Genomic DNA, 19083 nt, shown 5'->3' on the forward strand with positions numbered 1-19083 from the left:
TATTTCCCTCCTAACGATAATAATTCATACGTTTTTCTAGGCCGCGAAGGATAAGCGTAAAGACAGCTACCATAAGAAGATATAAAATCCCTACACCCAATAGTGGCACTAAGGAAACGTCTCGTTCCATCGCCACTTTTCCAATACGCATCACATCTTGTAATCCTAGAATATAAACAAGCGATGTATCTTTTACCAAATTGATAATTTCATTTCCAACAGAAGGTAAAGTAACCTTGAAAACTTGTGGGATAATGATCTTTCGTAAAGTTTGCCCGTAAGTTAAACGTAGCACACGTGCTGCTTCGTATTGACCATTAGGAATTGATTGAATCCCACCACGGAAAATTTCTGCAAAATAAGCTGCGTAGTTTAATATAAATGCTACTAGTGCTGCTTCAAAACGATCAAACACAATTCCCATAATAGGCAAGCCATAGAAAACAAAAATTAATTGTAGCAATAATGGTGTTCCCCGCATCAACCACACATATACTTGAATAATTGACTTGAAAATTTTTGAACGGCTACATAATACAAATGCTAAAATAATACCAATAGGAACTGAGCCAATAATCGTTAGACCAAATAAGCGAAAAGTGACTTCCATTCCGTTAAGCAATTGTGGAAAAATAGAAATTAAATACTCCATATACATTCTCCTTTAAAAATAAAAATATCCTCTGGTATTACCCAGAGGACGCAAAATACGTGGTTCCACCCCAATTTATCTTTTCCTCACAGAAAAGACCTTAGTAAGTTATCAATCGAAAAATAAAAAAATCCTTTAGCCAAACGGCTAAAGGACGTCAATTACGCGGTTCCACCTTTATTTATTCATTCTTTACAGAATAAAACTCAGTAAGTCATCAATCAATAACTTTGGCTATAACGGGCTGCCCGGACTTTTCTACTTTATTCAAAAAGACGACTCCAAGATGTGGTTCACCATAATTTCATTGTTTCTTCTCACCAGACAGAAACTCTCTTGAAACAAAACTAAAGTTACTCTTCTTGTTCGAAGTCATTTATTTAAGTTGTTGCCTAGTTTACGTGTAGTAGACAAAATTGTCAAGCTTTTTTTGAAAAATTTCCAACTTCAATTCCTGTTTCCTGAGCTTACTTTAGTCCAAAAGACAGACTAGTGGCCTCTTCTTTATTAAACTTTGGGACAATTACTCTGTTTGTGGCCTTTCCTTTGTCTGACTTAGGGCCAAATGCCAAATGATTGGCCCCTACTTTGCTAGATTAAAGGACAATAGCCAAAGCTTTGGCCTCTTCTTTATCTGTCTTTAGGACAAAAACTATTTACTTTGCTAGACTTAGAGCAGGAAAATTCATTTGTTGGTCTTAGTTCTTCAAAGGCGGAGACTCATTCCTGTTTGCGAAATTACAACTTTTAGTTACAATGAAAAAAACGGCTATATTTGAAAGGCAGATTAAACATGAATCAGCAAACCCTACAAGAAATTTATCCTACATCCTCTTTACACTCTTTTCCTACAATTAACGAAGATTATTTATCCATCGCTGTAGTGCATGGTTTTTTGTGGATTCCAAAGGAGAGTCTCTCTTTAAGCGAAGAAAAATTATTACAAAGCATGACTAATACTGACTTAACAAATAATCTCCATGATGAAAAGTATGATCATCCTTGGTATGCTGCTTTGTTTTTTAATGAAGTTATTCCAGCAAGTAAAGGAAGCTTTCGTTTGATTCAATTCGAATATCATACTTTAGAAAAAAACGAGCTTCTATCTTTGCAAGAAGAAATAACCACGATTTTACCACATACTGTCGATTTATTTTTCCTTAGTAAAAGTTATGGTGTCATTGTCGAATCTTTTAGTGAAGATGCTTTATCCACTGAAGAATTAGAAGGTCTTTTTCTAGCTTTAGATAGTGATTTTAATAGTTATACTCGGTTTTTTTGTGGCGCATTCCATTCTTTTGAAAAAGATTTTACGCAACTTTTCTACGAAGAAGAGCAGTTATTTCTTCACGCATTAAATAATAACACCCAAGATAAATCCTTTGACATAGCTAAAAGTGCTATTTTATTTTTCGTCCATCAGGATGTTAGTAAAAGCTACTTAATGCAGAGCCTTTTTGTTGAATGGTTCAATCCAGAATTTATAAAAATTATTTCTAAACTTTGGGAAATGCAAGGTAACGTTAGTTCAGCCGCCAAAGAATTATTTATGCATCGCAACACACTACAATATAAAGTAGACAAATTCCAAGAACAGACCAAAACAAATTTAAAAAAGATGGATGATTTATTTTTATGTTATCTGTTGATTTTAACTTTTAACAAGTAAAAGCGCTTTAACAATATGCACAAAAAGTAACTCCTTTTTTGTGTATATTTATATTGCGTTTATAAACCGCTTTCAACTATATTATTTATAACAAATTGATTTGAAAGAAGGAATAAAATTATGGTCGAAATGTCATTAAAAGATATAGGAAAAAAATATGATAATGCAGAAAACTTTGCTGTTACTGATTTTAACTTAAATATTAAAGACCAAGAATTTATCGTTTTTGTCGGTCCTTCTGGCTGTGGGAAATCTACTACATTACGTATGATTGCTGGTTTGGAAGATATTACAGAAGGTGAGTTAAAAATTGGCGACAAAGTCATGAACGATGTTGCCCCGAAAGATCGTAGAATTGCCATGGTTTTTCAAAATTATGCCTTATATCCACACATGACGGTTTTTGATAATATGGCTTTTGGCTTAAAATTACGTAAATATGATAAAAATGAAATTAAAAAACGGGTAGAAAATGCCGCCGAAATTTTAGGTTTAAAAGAATACTTAGACCGCAAACCTGCAGCACTATCCGGTGGACAACGCCAACGGGTAGCTTTAGGGCGTGCTATTGTTCGTGATGCTAAAGTCTTTTTAATGGACGAGCCTCTTTCTAACTTAGATGCTAAATTACGGGTAGCTATGCGAGCAGAAATTGCTAAATTACACCGTCGGCTAGAAACTACCACAATTTATGTAACTCACGACCAGACAGAAGCCATGACAATGGCAGATCGAATTGTCATTATGAAAGACGGCATCGTCCAACAGATCGGTACACCTAGAGAAGTTTATGATACTCCTATAAATGAATTTGTTGCGGGTTTCATAGGTTCTCCAGCGATGAACTTTTTCAATGTTACGCTAAAAAATGGCGTAATTGAAGATGGCTATGGACTAAAATTACGTGTTCCTGAAGGCCGTAACAAGTCGTTAGTCGAAAAAGGCTATAACGGAAAAGAAATTACCTTTGGCATTCGCCCAGAAGATATTCACGGTGAACAAGTAGTTATCGACGCCGCACCAGAAACTACTGTACACACTGAAGTGGTGGTATCTGAACTACTAGGTGCAGAAACTATGTTATATACAAAAATCGGTGATACAGAATTTATCTCAAAAGTAGATGCTCGTGACTTTCACGAACCAGGAGAAATGGTTGATTTAAGTTTTAACCTTAACAAAGCCCATTTCTTTGACAAAGAAACAGAAGAAGTTATTAAATAGCTTCTTTTAATAAGCCATCCGACCTTTTTGTAAACCCATTGAGCAAAAAGGTCATTTTTGTTCTTGTTTTCATGATATTTGTTATAGTAAAATAAATAAAATTTATCAGAAAGCAGGAAAAAAGATGAATCTTTTAGGAAATTTAATTTGGTTTATTTTTGGTGGTTTGTTCGGCGGGCTTTGCTGGTTATTCGCTGCCTTGTTATGGTCTATTACAATTATTGGTATCCCTGTTGGACTGCAGTGTTTCAAACTAGCTACCATGAGTTTTTGGCCATTTGGTAAAGAAGTTATTTATTATAATAGCGGTACTTCTTTATTACTAAATATTATTTGGTTGCTTTTAAGTGGTCTACCCCTGGCTATTAGTCACCTAATAAGCGCATTCTTTTTATGTATAACAATCATTGGCATCCCTTTTGCTAGACAATCTTTTAAACTTGCACGTCTAGCATTAATGCCTTTTGGTGCGCAAATAGTATCTAGCCGTTATTGATTATAATTAATTAAAAAAGAGGCTGGGACAAAAATCATCCCTTCTTAAATAGAAAGTTCCGAGAAGTAACGATAAAGATTACTTTTCGGAACTTTTCTTCTATCATATGTACACAAAAGAAACGCCTTTTCTGCTATACTAAAGTCACCATGACCAAAAACAGAAAGGACGTTTCTTATGTATACCCACTATACCATGAACCAAACCGTCTTGCCATTAGAAATATCAAGTTTCTTGCCAGAAAATCACCTAGTTTATTCCATTCATCAAGTTGTGGAAGACTTGGATACACGATCTTATGAGTTGATCAAAAATGACTTGGGTCGACCTGCTTTTCATCCTAAGATCCTTCTTAAAGCGTTACTTTTTGCGTACAGTGAAGGCATTTTTTCCGGACGTAAAATTGAAAAAATGATGCAAGAAAACTTAGCTATGCAATGGCTTACGGCACAAACGATCGTTTCTTATCGCACGCTTAATCGATTTAGAGTTTCGGAAGAAACGAAAAAAGTGCTTCAAGATTTATACTGTACGTTTTCGACTCGTTTAAAGCAAGAGAAACTCATTGAAGGGCAGGCCGTATACATCGACGGAACAAAAGTGGAAGCGAACGCGAATAAGTATACTTTTGTTTGGAAGAAAGCGGTCGATCGCTTCTATCCTAAATTAAAAGAAAAAGAAATGAAAATTTATGAGGAAGAAATCGCGCCTTTGATCGAACAGGAAATGATACGAGAAAATAACGACGCATTTACAAAAGAAGAAATTTTCACGTTAAATGATCTTTTACAAGAAGAAATTGAAAAAGTAAACGAAGAATTACAAACGATTACAAAGAAAGAACAAAGCAGCTCTTTAAAGAAAAAACGTCGTCAGTTAAAAAAGTACCGAAACCAATGTCATAATGATTTTATTCCCAGAGAGCAGAAATACGAAAGGTATTATAAAACGTTTAAAGGACGAAATAGTTTTTCTAAAACCGATCCCGACGCAACTTTTATGCGTATGAAAGATGACGCTATGATGAATGGGCAATTGAAAGCTGGTTATAATGTGCAAATTGCGACAGAAAACCAGTTCGTTTTGCATACCCAAATTTATCCCAATCCAACGGATACCCAAACATTGATTCCTTTTATGAATACTTTTCCAGAGAGCGTAAAACCTTCGACCTATGTGGTCGCAGATGCTGGCTATGGCAGCCAAGAGAATCTTGAATTCCTAGAAAGTTCACCTTGGACGGGAATCGTAAAATATGGCATGTATGAAAAAGAGCAAAAACGGAAATATCTTCAATCAGAAAAAAATTTAGCCAACTGGACCTACATACAAGAAGAAAATGCTTATGTCCATCCCGATGGGACGTATTACGCCTTTAATTATATTCGACGGCAGAAAACGAACACCGGATATGTAAGGTTTTCTCATGTTTATCGCTCAACGGACCCTTTTTATCAAAACGGGAAAAAGTCTTTATGGATAAACTACGACTATGAAGCCCACAAATTAAAAATCAAAGAAAAGCTTTCATCAAAAGAAGGCGCGAAACGTTACGGACAGCGTAAAATCGATGTGGAACCCGCCTTTGGACAAGTGAAGGCGAATTTAGGTTTCACTCGATTTTCTGTCCGTGGGCAATCTAAGGTGGAAAATGAAACCCAACTGATCTTTATGGCGAATAATCTACGAAAATACCATAAAAGAAAAGAGAAATAAGGAAAGAAAAAGGAAAAATCCGGGGAAGTTTGTTAGTTCATACAAACTTTCCCGGATTTTTTTGTGATTCAAAGTTAGGTTAGGCTTTTTGTCCCAGCCTCTTTTAAACATCATCCTAACATAAACGTTAGTCTTTATTCATCGCTTCTTTCATCGCGATCGCTAGTGGGCTTTCTTCTGGCTCATCTGGTTTGGAATATTGTTTTAACAAACGTTTTTCTTCTTGCTTGGACATTTTTTTCTTTTGTTCTTTTTTATTTGGGATCTTTTCGGTAATACCATCAAACTTACAACGGAAATAGGCCCCGTTTTTACCTTCAATAATTTCCATTTTCTTATGACATTGAGGACATCTATGATTACTTACCTTAGGATCCTTACGACGATGGTAACTACATTCTGAATTTGAACAAACGTAAATTTTACCATTACGCGTATTTTTTTCTCTTAAGAAAGATCTACACTCCGGGCATTTCTTCTGTGTTATCGAAAAGTCTTGATACTTCTTCTGACTGTTTTTTACTTCATTAACTAACTCTTTTGTATCTTTTTCAATCTGTGCTAAAAACTTTTTGCTCGAGAATTTATTTTGTGCAATAGCTTCTAGTTCTTCTTCCCATTTCTTAGTTAAATCAGGGGTTACTAACGATGGATTTACCAAATCAAGTAATTGCTTACCTTTAGGAGAAACTTGCAAACCACTCGGTGTTCTTTCCATTAGCTCTGAACGAAGTAATTTATCAATAATTTCTGCTCGTGTAGCGGGTGTCCCTAAGCTAAATTTTTCCATCTTAGCCAGTAAACTCGCTTCATTCAAAGGTTTTGGTGGCTTGGTTAATTCTTTTTTTATAGAAAAATTAGGTTGAATTTTTTGTCCTTCTTGCCATTTGTTAACATTTTTTTCAGATTCTTCTTGACCTTTCCAGCCAGCTTCAATAATTTTATTTTGAGTAAATACAAAAGTTTCATCACCAAATTTAACTGTCGCTTTTTGTTGCAGTTTTTTATGAGCTTTAGCAAATAAAGTTAGAAAACGCGTAACAATCATATTGTAAATTTTTTGTTCGTCATTTGAAAATTTGGCTGGATTAGCGCCTTGTTCAGTAGGAATTAAACCAGAGTGATCAGATACTTTTGCATCGTTAAATACGGCTTTTTGCTCAACCTTGGCTCCTGATTTAATATAGTCTTTTACTTCAGGGGAAAAATTCGCTATTGCCTGTAGACGCTCTTTCATCGTCTTTTTCATATCGTTTGTTAGATATTTGCTATCAGTACGTGGATAAGTAACTACCTTATGCGTTTCATAAAGACTTTGAACTACAGAAAGCGTCTTTTTAGCTGAAAAACCGTACCGCTGATTAGCCTCGCGTTGAATTTCAGTTAAATCATATGGCAATGGCGCATTTTCTGTTTTATTTTTTTCATTCACAGACACTACAGCACCCGCATGCTGACTCATTTGTGTAATCAAGTTTTGTGCTTCTTGTTGTTCTTTTATTTCATAAGGATTTTTTTGTATGCGAGCTGCTTTTTGACCAGCCACCTCTAATTCAATGACATAATAGGTCTGTGGTCGAAATTTATCAATTTGTTTTTCTTGCTGCCTTACAAAAGATAATGTCGGTGTTTGAACCCTTCCGGCACTTAAACTGTCTTCATACTTCACTGTTAAAGCCCGTGAAATGTTCAGTCCTACTAACCAATCTGCTTTGGACCTAGCTAGCGCTGATTCATAAAGTGCATCATATTCTTTTGCTGGTTTTAATTGTTTGAATCCTTCTTTTATCGCTTTATTTGTTTGCGAAGAAATCCACAAACGTTTTACTGGCTTGTCAAAATGAACCCATTCGAGAATCCAGCGAGCTACTAACTCGCCTTCTCTTCCCGCATCGGTTGCAATAACAAATTCTTTAATATCTTTTCTATGAGCTAATTGTTTAATCGCTTTTAATTGTTGCCCAGTTTTTGGTAATGGTTTAATCCCAATGTTTTTGGGAATCATCGGTAATGTTTCCATTTGCCAAGTCTGCCAATTTTTATTGATATCTTCTGGCATTTTTAGACCCAATAAATGACCGAGGGCCCATGTGACAATCACATTAGGGCCTTCGTAGTAGTTCTTTGTTTTTTTATTAGCTCCTAATACTCTGCCCAGGTCTTTTGCAACGCTTGGCTTTTCCGCTAGAATTAGTTGCTTCATAAAATTTCCTTTCGCTTTCAACTGTAATTGGTTGATAATTTTTTAATAGTGCCAAACCCTTATACTGTTGCAAATCATCATCACATTCCTCACACCAACGTTCTTCACCATCATTCCAAAAAGCACTTAAGAAGTTGGTTTTAGAGTTAATATATGTATAATTATTGCAAATCAAATCCCATTTTTTCTGAAAGAAAAGTTTTGCGTCATCTAATGACAAAAAACTAGTCTCTTCTTGAATGTCATTTTGCCAATCCTCAAAAAACCACCATGGCTCGTTGTCCCCATACATGGTTATTACTTGATACATAGACTCACTCCTATAAAGTATTTTCTAAAAATAATGGTAGTGAGTTTTAAAAAAAGTTGCAATGAATTAGCTTGTGAAAATTTGTATTGCTAATAATAAAAGACAGGAAGCGCTCCTGCCTTTTATTATTAAACATATTGCAATGTTTTTGCTGCTTTATATGCGTGATCGATTAAACCGCCACCTAAGCATTCATCTCCATCATAAAAAACAACGGCTTGACCCGGGGTAATTGCCCGTACCGCTTCGTCAAAAATGACTTCAGCACGTTCATTTTCTAATAACCGTACTGTCACTGGAGTATCTTTTTGACGATAACGGAATTTGGCTGTACAACGAAATTCTTTTGGTTTTACTTCTTCAGTTGTGAAGTGGATTTCACTTGCATCTAAGCGGTCAGCATACAACGCAGGATTTTCAAAACCTTGGCCTACATATAAAGTATTGGTGGATAAATCTTTTCCGATTACAAACCAAGGTGCGCTAGATTTACCGCCGCCGCCGATACCTAAACCTTGACGTTGACCGATTGTATAATACATTAATCCATCGTGTTGTCCTTTAATTTCTCCATCAAGTGTCATCATATCGCCTTTTTGCGCTGGTAGGTAATTACTTAAGAATTGTTTGAAATTCCGTTCGCCAATAAAGCATACGCCGGTAGAATCTTTTTTCTTGGCTGTGGCAAGTCCAGCATTTTCAGCAATTTCACGAACTTCTGACTTTTCGATGTTTCCCAGAGGAAATTTCACTTTAGCAAGTTGTTCTTGAGACAATTGACTTAAAAAGTAAGTTTGGTCCTTATTATTATCAGCGCCGCGCAACATATGTACTACACCGTTTTCGTCTTTTTCTACTTGCGCATAGTGTCCTGTTGCTACATAGTCAGCACCTAAGTCCATTGCATAATCTAAGAAAGCTTTAAATTTAATTTCTTTGTTACACATTACATCCGGATTAGGCGTACGTCCTGCACGATATTCTGCTAAAAAGTATTCAAATACACGATCCCAGTATTCTTTTTCAAAATTGACAGAATAATAAGGAATACCAATTTGATCTGCTACTTTTGCAACATCTTTATAATCTTCAGTTGCAGTGCAAACGCCATTTTCATCTGTGTCGTCCCAATTTTTCATAAAAATACCAACGACATCATACCCTTGTTCTTTCATCAAAAGGGCTGTGACAGACGAGTCTACTCCGCCACTCATTCCGACGACAACGCGTGTGTTGCTGTTGTCAGTCATGCTATCACCATCATTTCAATATAGATTCTGAAATATCTACGATTTGAAGGTCGCAACTTTCCAGTAATTGCCATTATACAGCAGAACCCAAAGAATTTCACGCAAGGATTCTTAAAGTCAATAAATAATTAAAAGAACAAATATGAGAGAGTGAAGCTTCGATCTATTCCTCATGTTTTCAAACATGATGAGTAAAAACGAAAAACACTCCCTGAAAATATAAAATTAAAAATGATTTTTCCCATAGTAAAATCTAACAAAAAACTTGCAAATTCTATTTTGCAAGTTTTAAATAATAAACTATTTTAAGCTTTTTCAAATAATCCGCGGTCGATAAATCCATCCATCAAAAAATAAAATTTTTCCTGTAACAATTCATTTTTCATCTTAAAAATGTTCACTGCCTTTAAACCGTTAGCTGTTGTCACTGACATCTTCATTTTTTGGATATCTTTATCTACAGTAATTTTCAGTTTCAGTCCTTCTTTACTCTGCGGGGTCGCTTCAAGGGGACGAATCAATTGAAAGTTTCCACTGGATGTTTCACTAAAGCCATTATCGCGCAAAGTATATTTTTTAGCCGTAGGGGCTAGTTTATAACTAGTCTGTGCGCCTAAAATTGTTGTTACTTCTTGAAAAGCCATTTTTTCACCTCATCAATACTTTTAACATTATTATAAGGGCTTTTATCCGGTTTTTCTAGTATTTCTTTTCAAACGTTCTACAGTGTCGATAATCGTTTGCGCAAAACGATCTACCTCATCTTCAGTATTACCATAACCAAAGCTTATACGCACAGACTCCCCAATGGCTGGCGAATTTTTTCCATACATTGCTTCAAGCACATGTGAAGGTTCAACATTGCCAGCCGTACAAGCAGAGCCAGTGGAAATAGCAAACCCTTTTAAATCTAAGTGCATCAACATCAGGTCATTAGAAATACCCGCAAATTGTAGATTTAATACATGAGATAATTTATTTTCTATATCGCCATTTACGTGATACTCAATTCCTGCAGCTGTTAAAGCGTTCAATAATTGAGTAGAAAAAGCTTGGTACTTTTCTTGATTACTCTTTTGTACTTCTGGGGACAAAAGTTCAATTGCTTTAGCCATTCCACAAATAGCTGCCAAATTTTGCGTGCCTGCTCGACGTTTTTCTTCTTGTTCTCCGCCATGCAAAAAAACAGGAAGACTGACATCGTCACGTTTATATAAAAAGCCGACCCCTTTAGGACCGTTAAACTTATGGGCAGATACACTCAACAAATCTACCTGTAATTCATTCGGATGAACTGCAATTTTCCCGTAAGCTTGTACAGCGTCCGTGTGGAAAACTGCTGGATGATCTTTTAATAATTCGCCAACCTCAGCGATGGGAAAAAGATTACCAGTCTCATTGTTTGCCATCATAATTGAAACTAGAATAGTATCATCACGTAAAGTTTTTTTCACCTCATCAACAGACAATTGTCCATTTTCATCTACTGCTAAATAAGTTACTTCAAAACCTATTTTTTCTAAATATTTTGCTGTATTCAAAACCGCTGGATGTTCGACTGCGGTTGTGATGATATGCTTTCCTTGCTTTTGTTTAGACAAAGCTATCTCAATTAACGCTGTATTATCACTTTCTGTACCACCACTATTAAAAATAATTTCATGCGGCTTTACCTGCAAGCTATCCGCGATGATTTGTCTGGCATTTTCTAACTTTGCTTGCCCATTACGTCCATATTGATGGATACTAGAAGGGTTACCGAAAGTTTCTGCCATCACTTTACTCATTTCATCGATAACAGCTGGATGCATAGGAGTCGTTGCTGCATGATCTAAATAAGTCATTTTCTCACCTTCTTTTATTTACAACTTAAACCATTATTGAGAAAAATACCAATGAAAAAATTCAACATTTTTCCATTGGTTTCTTTTTTACAAAAAATCTTTATCTACTTTGTTAAATAAAGGACTCATCGGCGTATTTTCATGGATTCTTTTAACACCTTCGCCTAGCAGTTTTGAGCAAGTAATATAGCTAGCATTTTGAGGTTGTTGTTCTTTTTCAGTTAAACAAGAATCGGTCACACAAATATCAAGAATTTCTGATTGCTCCAACACTTCTTTTGCACCGTCAGAAAATAATGCGTGAGAAGCACATGCGTACACCTTGTTAGCGCCATTTGCTTTTAAAAGCTCTGCAGCATTGGCTAAAGTTTTTCCAGTGTTCAAAATATCATCAACGAGGATACAATTCTTACCTTGAACGTCTCCAATCACGTAACCTTCGTCTGCTTCTGTCTCACCTTGATCAACGATTGCAATCGTTGTATCCAAATACTCTGCCAAGCTTCGTGCACGTTGAACACCGCTATTTTTGGGTGAAACAACAACATAGTCATCATCCATCATACCTTTTTCCCGATAATATTGTGCAAACAAAGGCATGGTAAACAAATTATCAACAGGAATATCAAAAAAACCTTGGACTTGTACTGTATGAAGATCTAACGTTAATACACGAGTGGCCCCCGCTTCGACAATAAGATTAGCAATCAACTTTGCCGTAATCGGTTCGTGAGGATTCGCTGTGCGGTCTTGTCGTGCATAGGCATAATAAGGCAAAACCACATTAATAGTTTTTGCACTCGCTCGTTTCATCGCATCAATCATGATTAATAATTCCATATAATAATCATTCACCGGTCGATTAGTAGCCTGGATGATAAAAGTATCTACCCCTCGTACACTCTCTTCGATGCTGATAGAAATTTCCCCATCACTAAAGCTTTTGATCGAGCACTCGCCTAATTCTGTGCCAAAAACTTGAGCGACCTTTTTTGCTAATGGAATATTACCATTCAAACTAAAAATTTTTAACGATTCATCTTCATTTTTTGCGACCATGTGTGCCTCCAATTAAACTTTTTCTTTATTTTAACATATTTTTATTCTAATTTGCCATTATGTTTAAGGTAAAGAAATCGTCCCATTTATCCACTTTGCGGGAATAATTTTCTGATAATTTCCCCAATTGTCATGAATTTTTACAAAACGTTGCCCCTTATCTGTCTTCCTATAAGCATAAGCAACTACCCAATGATTGCCATAACTACTTCCTAAATATTTATTCAGTCCAATAATTACAGGCTTTCCTTGATCAATCCTTTTAGTCACACGTTGCCAGCCCCCGATCATGGTCGCACGCGCCCGATAACTAAGATCAAAATAAGAAAAATAACTTGATAGTCCATGAGCTAGTTGAAAAGCAATTGTAGGCCAGCCCCGTTTTTGAATAAATAAGCGTAGAAAATGCACTAAATGCGTATTATTTTTACTATTTTTTTCCCGAATAAAACTTGGAACAATCGTCTCATCTAAATTATCCTGATAAAAAGCTATGAACACGCTAGCAGCGTTTGTCCCACATAAACCACTTTTAGAAGTGATCCAATTTTTATACGGTTTGAACTTATCTGCTGTTAAGCCAGTCCACTGATTCTTCTCCATAACTATCCCCTCTTTTTGACATTGTACTATAACTATTCAGCAAAAATCATTTAGGACTTCTTATTTTAATATGACCTTTACTTTTGCATAGTTGAGTTTAAAAGCTTCCTTACTGGACCCTCATTTGCCTAACTTAAGTACAAATGATTACCGTTTGACCCTTACATTGATTTAAATTTAAAACTTAAAAATAAGAAACTTGTTTCTCCTTTTTATTTGTATCATAATTGATGATATGAATGGAGGTTAAACATGACAAATATAAAAGATGATTTTTATGAAGCAGTTAACCAAGATTGGTTAGAAACTGCAGAAATCCCGTCTGATAAGCCCGCTACAGGAGGATTTCAAGATATAGCAGAAAATATTGAACAACTTTTAATCAAGCAATTAAACGAAATGAGTACAGATGAAAGCAAAATCCCTGAAGGTAAAATGAAGGAAGCTGTTGCTTTCTATCGTTTAGCAAATGATTATGACAAAAGAAATTCGCTCAAATCCGAACCAATCCAAGATCTGCTTGATCGGATTCATGCTATCGATAGTTATCAAGACCTTAATCAACAATTAGCGAGTTGGATAAAAGATGGACTTCCATTACCCTTTGAATTTTTTGTCGATGCGGATATGAAGGATACGCAAAAACATGCCTTATACCTGGGGCCAACTGCTTTGATTTTACCAGACAAAACCTATTATGATAGTGAACAAGGTGAAAAATTATTGCAGGTCTTTTTTGATATGGTAGTTGAACTGTTAAATTTGACCGGATGTAGCCAATCAGAAAGCGAAACAATTGCAGAACAAGCGCTAGCTTTTGATCGAAGCTTAGTCCCTTATGTGCGAACAGCCGAAGAAAATGCTGACTATACAAAAATCTACAATCCTCGGGATAGAGAAACTGTCACTACTTATTCTGATCAAATTGATTTTACACAAGCTTTTGATCAATTATTTGATGATACTGTTGATCAAATCATTATCACCGAACCTGAATATTTCGAAAACTTTAATACCTTTATCACAGACGGTCACTTACCTTTACTAAAAAGTTGGATGTTTGCATTAACTGTCGTTGGCTATGCCAGATACTTAAGCGAAGATTTCCGTCAAGCAGCCAGCCAATATCGCCGTGCTTTATCTGGTATTGAAAACATCCCCAGTCAAGAAAAAGCTGCTTTTCATTTGACTTTAAACCAATTTGATCAAATTATTGGTCTTTATTATGGAAAAAATTATTTTGGTGAAAAAGCCAAACAAGATGTAGAACATATGGTTCATTCAATGATTGCTATTTATAAGGATCGTTTAAAACAAAACGATTGGCTAGGAGAAGCAACGAAAGAAAAGGCGATTTTAAAATTAGATAATATAGGAATTAACGTAGGTTATCCAGATAAAATTCCGGCTGTCTATAATCAATTAGTAACCAATAAAGAAGACTCTCTGGTTGCTAATGTTCGAAATTTTTCAAAGCTAGCAAGACTCGCTAACTTTAAGAAATTCAAAAAGCCAGTAGATCGGAACGAATGGGAAATGGCCGCTTCTACTGTAAACGCCTATTATAATGGCTCCTTAAATATCATTGTATTCCCAGCGGCTATTTTACAAGCACCATTTTATAGCCTTGAACAATCAGCAAGTGCTAACTATGGAGGCATTGGTGCTGTGATTGCCCATGAAATTTCTCATGCTTTTGACAATAACGGCGCGAAATTTGATGAGTACGGAAATATGAACAATTGGTGGACAAAAGAAGATTTAGCTTCCTTTGAAAAACTGGCGCAAGAAATGATCAAAGAGTTTGATGGTTTACAATTTGCTGAGGGTACAGTCAATGGTACATTAACTGTTTCAGAAAATATCGCAGATGCTGGCGGACTCAGTTGTGCTTTAGAGGCAGCAAAAAAAGAAGATCAAAACAACTTAGAAGCTTTCTTTTATAACTGGGCCAAAATTTGGCGCACAAAAGCAAAACAACAATATCAACAATTATTGTTAGCTATCGATGTACACGCACCAGCAAAACTAAGAGCCAATATTCAGCTACAAAATCTAGACGACTTTTTTACTGTTTTTGACATCCAATCTACTGATGGTATGTACCGCAAAACTGAAAATCGAGTGAAAATTTGGTAATAAAAAAAGGAACCGTGACATAAGTAAAAATAAGACAAAAATATCCGAACTATATTTATTAAGAATTGCTAATCGTTGTGAATTTGCCACGAGAACCTGCTAGACCGCAGGAGCAATGCAGTTCATGCGACGAGTAACCGCAGGAGCAATCTTTTTATAGTTCGGATATTTTATTAGCCAATAAACTTATGTCATAGTTCCTTTTATTTAAATAGAACGGATAAACGTCAGCACCATCTCAGCTGAACGTTGACCTGCTTCATCAATAAACTCATCAAAGCTTTGCGTCGCAGCATGATCTGCTGTATCGCTCATTGCTCGAATAACAACTACCGGTACATCAAATTGGTAAGCTGTTTGAGCGATTGCTGTTCCTTCCATTTCACAACATAAGGCTGCTGGAAAATGACTTAAAATTTCTCGGATTTTATCTTGATCATCGATAAAAGAATCCCCCGTAACAATCAAACCCTTTTTTACAGAAAGATTAGATTTTTCTGCTGCATCAGCAATTTGTGTTACCAGCTTACTATCTGTTTCATAATAAAGAGGCATTCCACCTGGAAGTTGACCATAACTATATCCAAAGCCTGTAGCATCTACATCATAATAAGCTAGTTTTTCTGCGATAACCACATCTCCAACGGACAGCCCTTCACCAATCCCGCCAGCCGATCCGGTATTAATTAAAAGATCGACTTGGTAGTGTTGAATCAGAAGACTTGCTGTCAGTGAAGCTAATACTTTACCAATACCAGACTGTACTACAATAACTTCATTGCCAGCCATTTCGCCGGAATAAAAAGTAGCGCCAGCTTTCTCCCATTTTTTTATTTCTTTGAACGATTCAGTCAAAACTTTTACTTCTTGTGCCATTGCACCAATAATTCCTATTTTCATGTCTTTCCTACCTTTTCATCAAATTTATATAAAGAAAACCATCATTAACACCAGTACCAATAATAAAAATACAATAACGATCCATTTCATCAAGAAACTGTTCATTTGTCTTGAGCGCTGGTTTTGACTAGATCGTGTTGCATTAAGAGGTTTATTTTTTTTCAATTGTTTACGATAGTAATTGTCAATTTGTTGCTCCTCTTTATGATACTGTGCTTCCTCTTGTTTTTGTTCTTCTTGCTTTTTTTCGTCCTCGACACGATGTTTGCGCAACTGCGAGCGAGAAATAAGCGGTCCTTTTGCCATATGTCAAACACTCCCTTGTGCGATCAACAACTTCCACCAGGTGATCGCATAAATCGTTTTAGCATCACAAATCGTTTGATCTTTAATAGCCTGCTCAGCTTCAGCTAATGTCAATTCGTAAAGCTCAAGCAGCTCATCTTCATCTTGTGCTCTAGGATGAGCTGTTTTTTTGATATCATTGGCTTGATAAATATACATCATCTCATTGGAAAACCCAGGCGATAAATACATGGAAGTAAGAAAAGTCATAGAACCACACTTATATCCAGTTTCTTCTTCTAATTCTCTTTTTCCTGTATCTTCTGGATGCTTCCCTTCGCCTTCATCAATTTTACCCGCGGGTATTTCTAAGATTACTTTTTCCATTGGTTTTCTAAATTGACGTACAAATACCATCTTATTTTCTGGCGTTAGCGCAATAATCCCCACGCCCCCTGCATGGAAAACTAATTCTCGTTTAGAAGTTTGACCATTGGGTAGCTTTACATCATCTAAAGCTACATCAATGATTTTTCCTTTATATATCTCTTTTCTAGTTAGCGTTTTTTCTGCAAAATCGTCAAAATTCAGCATTATTTCACCAATCTTTCTTTTTTATCCTACACAATTTCTTATATTTTAACACAAAAAAAGTTATGTTTTTTCTAAATTATAGAAATACACCGTAAGTCGGGTTCTTTTATTTACTATATCATGATAGAATGAAAGAGTAGAGAAATAAGACAAAACGTTTATATACAAGGATTTTAGGAGGTTTAGAAATGAAAAATTCAAAATGGGCATTGTGGATTGGCGTCATTTTGGGAGTCATTTTTTTGCTTAACATTTTTTCTGGAAATGACTCATTTGATTATTTCCCATTGCTGTTTTTTGTTGCCGGCGGCTTTTTAATCTATTATGGTTTTAAGGGCAAATCGAAGTATTCTAAAAAAAGTGAACTACCTACACTATCAAAAAAAAGAGAGCAAAATTATATCGATGCTGGGATGTCTGACAGTGAAATCGATATGTTCCGTCAAACGATGAATCAAACGAAAAAACAAATTGATCACTTACAAATAACGATGAACAAAAGTGGCAAACTAAGGGCCGTTGATTTACGTCATGATACCATCAAAGCAGCTAAGGCTTTATTTAAAGAAATTGTGGACTCTCCTAAAAGAATGCCTGAAGCAAACCACTTTTTATACACTCATCTACCAAACTTAGTGGATTTAACCGACAAATTTATGGAAATCAACGAACATGAAATAAAAAATCGTGATACTTATGATAAAATCGAAGAAAGTATTCAAATCATCGATCAAATGGCTGCTTTAATCACAATTGATTATCAGAAATTTGTCGCTGATGATTTAGACGATTTAGATGTAGAAATGACTATTGCTAAACAAAGTTTAAAACAAAACGGTGATTACAAACAACATGAAGCTAGATAAAAGTTCAACTTTTATCTTCTTCTGTTTTTCAAACTATTGAAGGAGGAAATTGTTATGTCCGACCGCTCGAACCAACCAACTTCTGTTGACAAGACTTTAGAAGATTTAATGGATGATTCATTTACACCCGATTTAAATCAATTAACAGCCACTCAACAAAAGGAAATCGCCGATCTACATACGCAAGAACAAGCACCTCGCTTAGTTGATAAATTATCAGAAGAAAGGCAACAGCAAGCCAAGCAACTAGCCGATCAGATTGATGCTACAGATCAACAAGCGGTGTTAACTTATGGGACAAAAGCACAAACAAAATTGAGTGAATTCTCACAATCAATGTTAAGTCAAGTACAAACTTCTGATATTGGACCGATTGGAGATACGCTTAACGATCTAATGTACCGTTTGCAAGAAGCCAATCCTGACGAACTCCGTGCCGGTGAGGGCAACATTTTTCAACGTATGTTTGGTAAAGTTAAACAGTCGATTTATGAAATCACAGCAAAATACCAAAAAATCGGTGCACAAGTGGATAAGGTTGCCGTTAAATTAGACAAGGAAAAAGAAGGCCTACTTGATGACCATGCGATGCTTGAACAACTTTATCAAAAAAATAAGGATTATTTTGACGCTTTAAATATTTATATTGCCGCTAGTGAAGTTAAAATGGAAGAATTAGAACAAAAAACTATTCCCGAAGCAATGGAAAAAGCAAAACGAACAGGCGAACAAATGGACGTGCAAATAGCAAATGATTATGCTCAATTTTTAGATCGCTTAGATAAACGGACACATGACTTGCGCTTAACTCGTGAAATCTCCTTGCAACAAGCGCCGCAAATTCGCTTAATTCAAAACACAAATCAAGCTTTAGCAGAAAAAATTCAGTCTTCGATCAATACAGCGATCCCTTTATGGAAAAACCAAGTCGTTATTGCTTTAACGCTGTTACGTCAAAAAGATGCTGTAACTGCTCAAAGACAAGTCTCTGAAACAACAAATGATTTATTGAAGAAAAACGCTGAAATGTTGAAAGTTTCGGCCATCGAAACTGCAAAAGAAAATGAACGCGGTATTGTTGATGTCGACACCTTGCAACAAACACAAAATGACTTAGTAGAAACGATCGAAGAAACTTTACGTATTCAAAAAGAAGGTAAAGAAAACCGTCGTCATGCAGAACTAGAACTTGGCGAAATGGAAGAAGACCTAAAACAAAAATTGATCGAATTAACAACTAAAAAAGAGCAATAAAAAAGAGCTTAATGTTACT

18 protein-coding genes and 1 other annotated feature are annotated in these 19083 nt (G+C 35.7%); of the genes, 7 read left to right on the forward strand and 11 right to left on the reverse strand.

Translation table 11 applies throughout. From position 1 onward, the window contains the following. Nucleotides 1-10 precede the first annotated feature (10 nt). Nucleotides 11-652, reverse strand: coding sequence for an amino acid ABC transporter permease (locus C7K42_RS11500; RefSeq protein ID WP_041591850.1), 642 nt, complete (start codon nt 650-652; stop codon nt 11-13). A gap of 147 nt (nt 653-799) precedes the next feature. Further along, nucleotides 800-1031, reverse strand: a binding site (T-box leader). A gap of 414 nt (nt 1032-1445) precedes the next feature. Between C7K42_RS11500 and C7K42_RS11505 the strand changes: the two genes are divergently transcribed. The 4 genes from C7K42_RS11505 to C7K42_RS11520 all read left to right on the forward strand — a co-directional run bounded on the left by C7K42_RS11505 (nt 1446) and on the right by C7K42_RS11520 (nt 5757). After that, a complete protein-coding gene (locus C7K42_RS11505; RefSeq protein WP_103099543.1) occupies nt 1446-2321 on the forward strand; it encodes a helix-turn-helix domain-containing protein in 876 nt (291 codons plus the stop codon). 120 nt (nt 2322-2441) lie between these two features. Beyond that, on the forward strand, nt 2442-3545 hold the full coding sequence (locus tag C7K42_RS11510; protein WP_014125494.1) for an ABC transporter ATP-binding protein: 1104 nt from the start codon (nt 2442-2444) through the stop codon (nt 3543-3545). A gap of 124 nt (nt 3546-3669) precedes the next feature. Beyond that, entirely contained in the window at nt 3670-4041 is a 372-nt protein-coding gene (locus C7K42_RS11515) for a YccF domain-containing protein (RefSeq protein ID WP_014125495.1), read from the forward strand. Between the two features lie 177 nt (nt 4042-4218). Further along, a complete protein-coding gene (locus C7K42_RS11520; RefSeq protein WP_124175436.1) occupies nt 4219-5757 on the forward strand; it encodes an IS1182 family transposase in 1539 nt (512 codons plus the stop codon). Nucleotides 5758-5884: 127 nt separating this feature from the next. Here C7K42_RS11520 and C7K42_RS11525 read toward each other — a convergent pair whose 3' ends face one another. The 7 genes from C7K42_RS11525 to C7K42_RS11555 form a co-directional block, all read right to left on the reverse strand. Further along, nucleotides 5885-7960, reverse strand: coding sequence for a DNA topoisomerase 3 (locus C7K42_RS11525; RefSeq protein ID WP_014125497.1), 2076 nt, complete (start codon nt 7958-7960; stop codon nt 5885-5887). Continuing rightward, nucleotides 7893-8270, reverse strand: a complete 378-nt coding sequence (locus C7K42_RS11530) for a DUF1033 family protein (protein ID WP_014125498.1) — start codon at nt 8268-8270, stop codon at nt 7893-7895. The genes C7K42_RS11525 and C7K42_RS11530 overlap by 68 nt, the downstream gene beginning before the upstream one ends. A gap of 128 nt (nt 8271-8398) precedes the next feature. Continuing rightward, entirely contained in the window at nt 8399-9520 is a 1122-nt protein-coding gene (gene mnmA / locus C7K42_RS11535) for a tRNA 2-thiouridine(34) synthase MnmA (RefSeq protein ID WP_014125499.1), read from the reverse strand. Nucleotides 9521-9825: 305 nt separating this feature from the next. Further along, nucleotides 9826-10164 (reverse strand): DUF1831 domain-containing protein, encoded by a 339-nt coding sequence (locus tag C7K42_RS11540; RefSeq protein WP_014125500.1) that lies wholly within the window; start codon nt 10162-10164, stop codon nt 9826-9828. Between the two features lie 42 nt (nt 10165-10206). After that, the gene (locus tag C7K42_RS11545) at nt 10207-11364 is read right to left on the reverse strand and encodes a cysteine desulfurase family protein (protein ID WP_014125501.1); all 1158 of its coding nucleotides are present in this window, start codon (nt 11362-11364) and stop codon (nt 10207-10209) included. A gap of 87 nt (nt 11365-11451) precedes the next feature. Next, nucleotides 11452-12423, reverse strand: a complete 972-nt coding sequence (locus C7K42_RS11550) for a ribose-phosphate diphosphokinase (RefSeq protein WP_094243229.1) — start codon at nt 12421-12423, stop codon at nt 11452-11454. 63 nt (nt 12424-12486) lie between these two features. After that, nucleotides 12487-13026, reverse strand: coding sequence for a C39 family peptidase (locus tag C7K42_RS11555; protein WP_014125503.1), 540 nt, complete (start codon nt 13024-13026; stop codon nt 12487-12489). A gap of 252 nt (nt 13027-13278) precedes the next feature. On the opposite strand from C7K42_RS11555, the gene C7K42_RS11560 reads away from it, so the two are divergent. Further along, nucleotides 13279-15165, forward strand: a complete 1887-nt coding sequence (locus C7K42_RS11560) for a M13 family metallopeptidase (RefSeq protein WP_014125504.1) — start codon at nt 13279-13281, stop codon at nt 15163-15165. Nucleotides 15166-15372: 207 nt separating this feature from the next. On the opposite strand, the gene C7K42_RS11565 is transcribed toward C7K42_RS11560, so the two are convergent. Genes C7K42_RS11565 through C7K42_RS11575 form a run of 3 tightly spaced genes read right to left on the reverse strand, consistent with a single transcriptional unit; the run spans nt 15373 to nt 16944 of the window. Next, nucleotides 15373-16065, reverse strand: coding sequence for a 5'-methylthioadenosine/adenosylhomocysteine nucleosidase (locus C7K42_RS11565; protein WP_014125505.1), 693 nt, complete (start codon nt 16063-16065; stop codon nt 15373-15375). A 24-nt stretch (nt 16066-16089) separates the two neighbouring features. After that, entirely contained in the window at nt 16090-16371 is a 282-nt protein-coding gene (gene macP, locus C7K42_RS11570) for a cell wall synthase accessory phosphoprotein MacP (protein WP_014125506.1), read from the reverse strand. A 3-nt stretch (nt 16372-16374) separates the two neighbouring features. Beyond that, nucleotides 16375-16944: an NUDIX hydrolase gene (locus C7K42_RS11575; RefSeq protein WP_014125507.1), complete on the reverse strand. Its 570-nt coding sequence runs from the start codon at nt 16942-16944 to the stop codon at nt 16375-16377. Between the two features lie 188 nt (nt 16945-17132). Between C7K42_RS11575 and C7K42_RS11580 the strand changes: the two genes are divergently transcribed. Continuing rightward, nucleotides 17133-17810, forward strand: coding sequence for a 5-bromo-4-chloroindolyl phosphate hydrolysis family protein (locus C7K42_RS11580; RefSeq protein WP_014125508.1), 678 nt, complete (start codon nt 17133-17135; stop codon nt 17808-17810). Between the two features lie 54 nt (nt 17811-17864). Next, complete coding sequence (locus C7K42_RS11585; RefSeq protein ID WP_094243226.1) at nt 17865-19064, forward strand: toxic anion resistance protein; 1200 nt, start codon at nt 17865-17867, stop codon at nt 19062-19064. Nucleotides 19065-19083: the final 19 nt, after the last annotated feature.

The organism is Tetragenococcus halophilus subsp. halophilus DSM 20339, assembly GCF_003841405.1.
Classification (GTDB): Bacteria; Bacillota; Bacilli; order Lactobacillales; family Enterococcaceae; genus Tetragenococcus; species Tetragenococcus halophilus.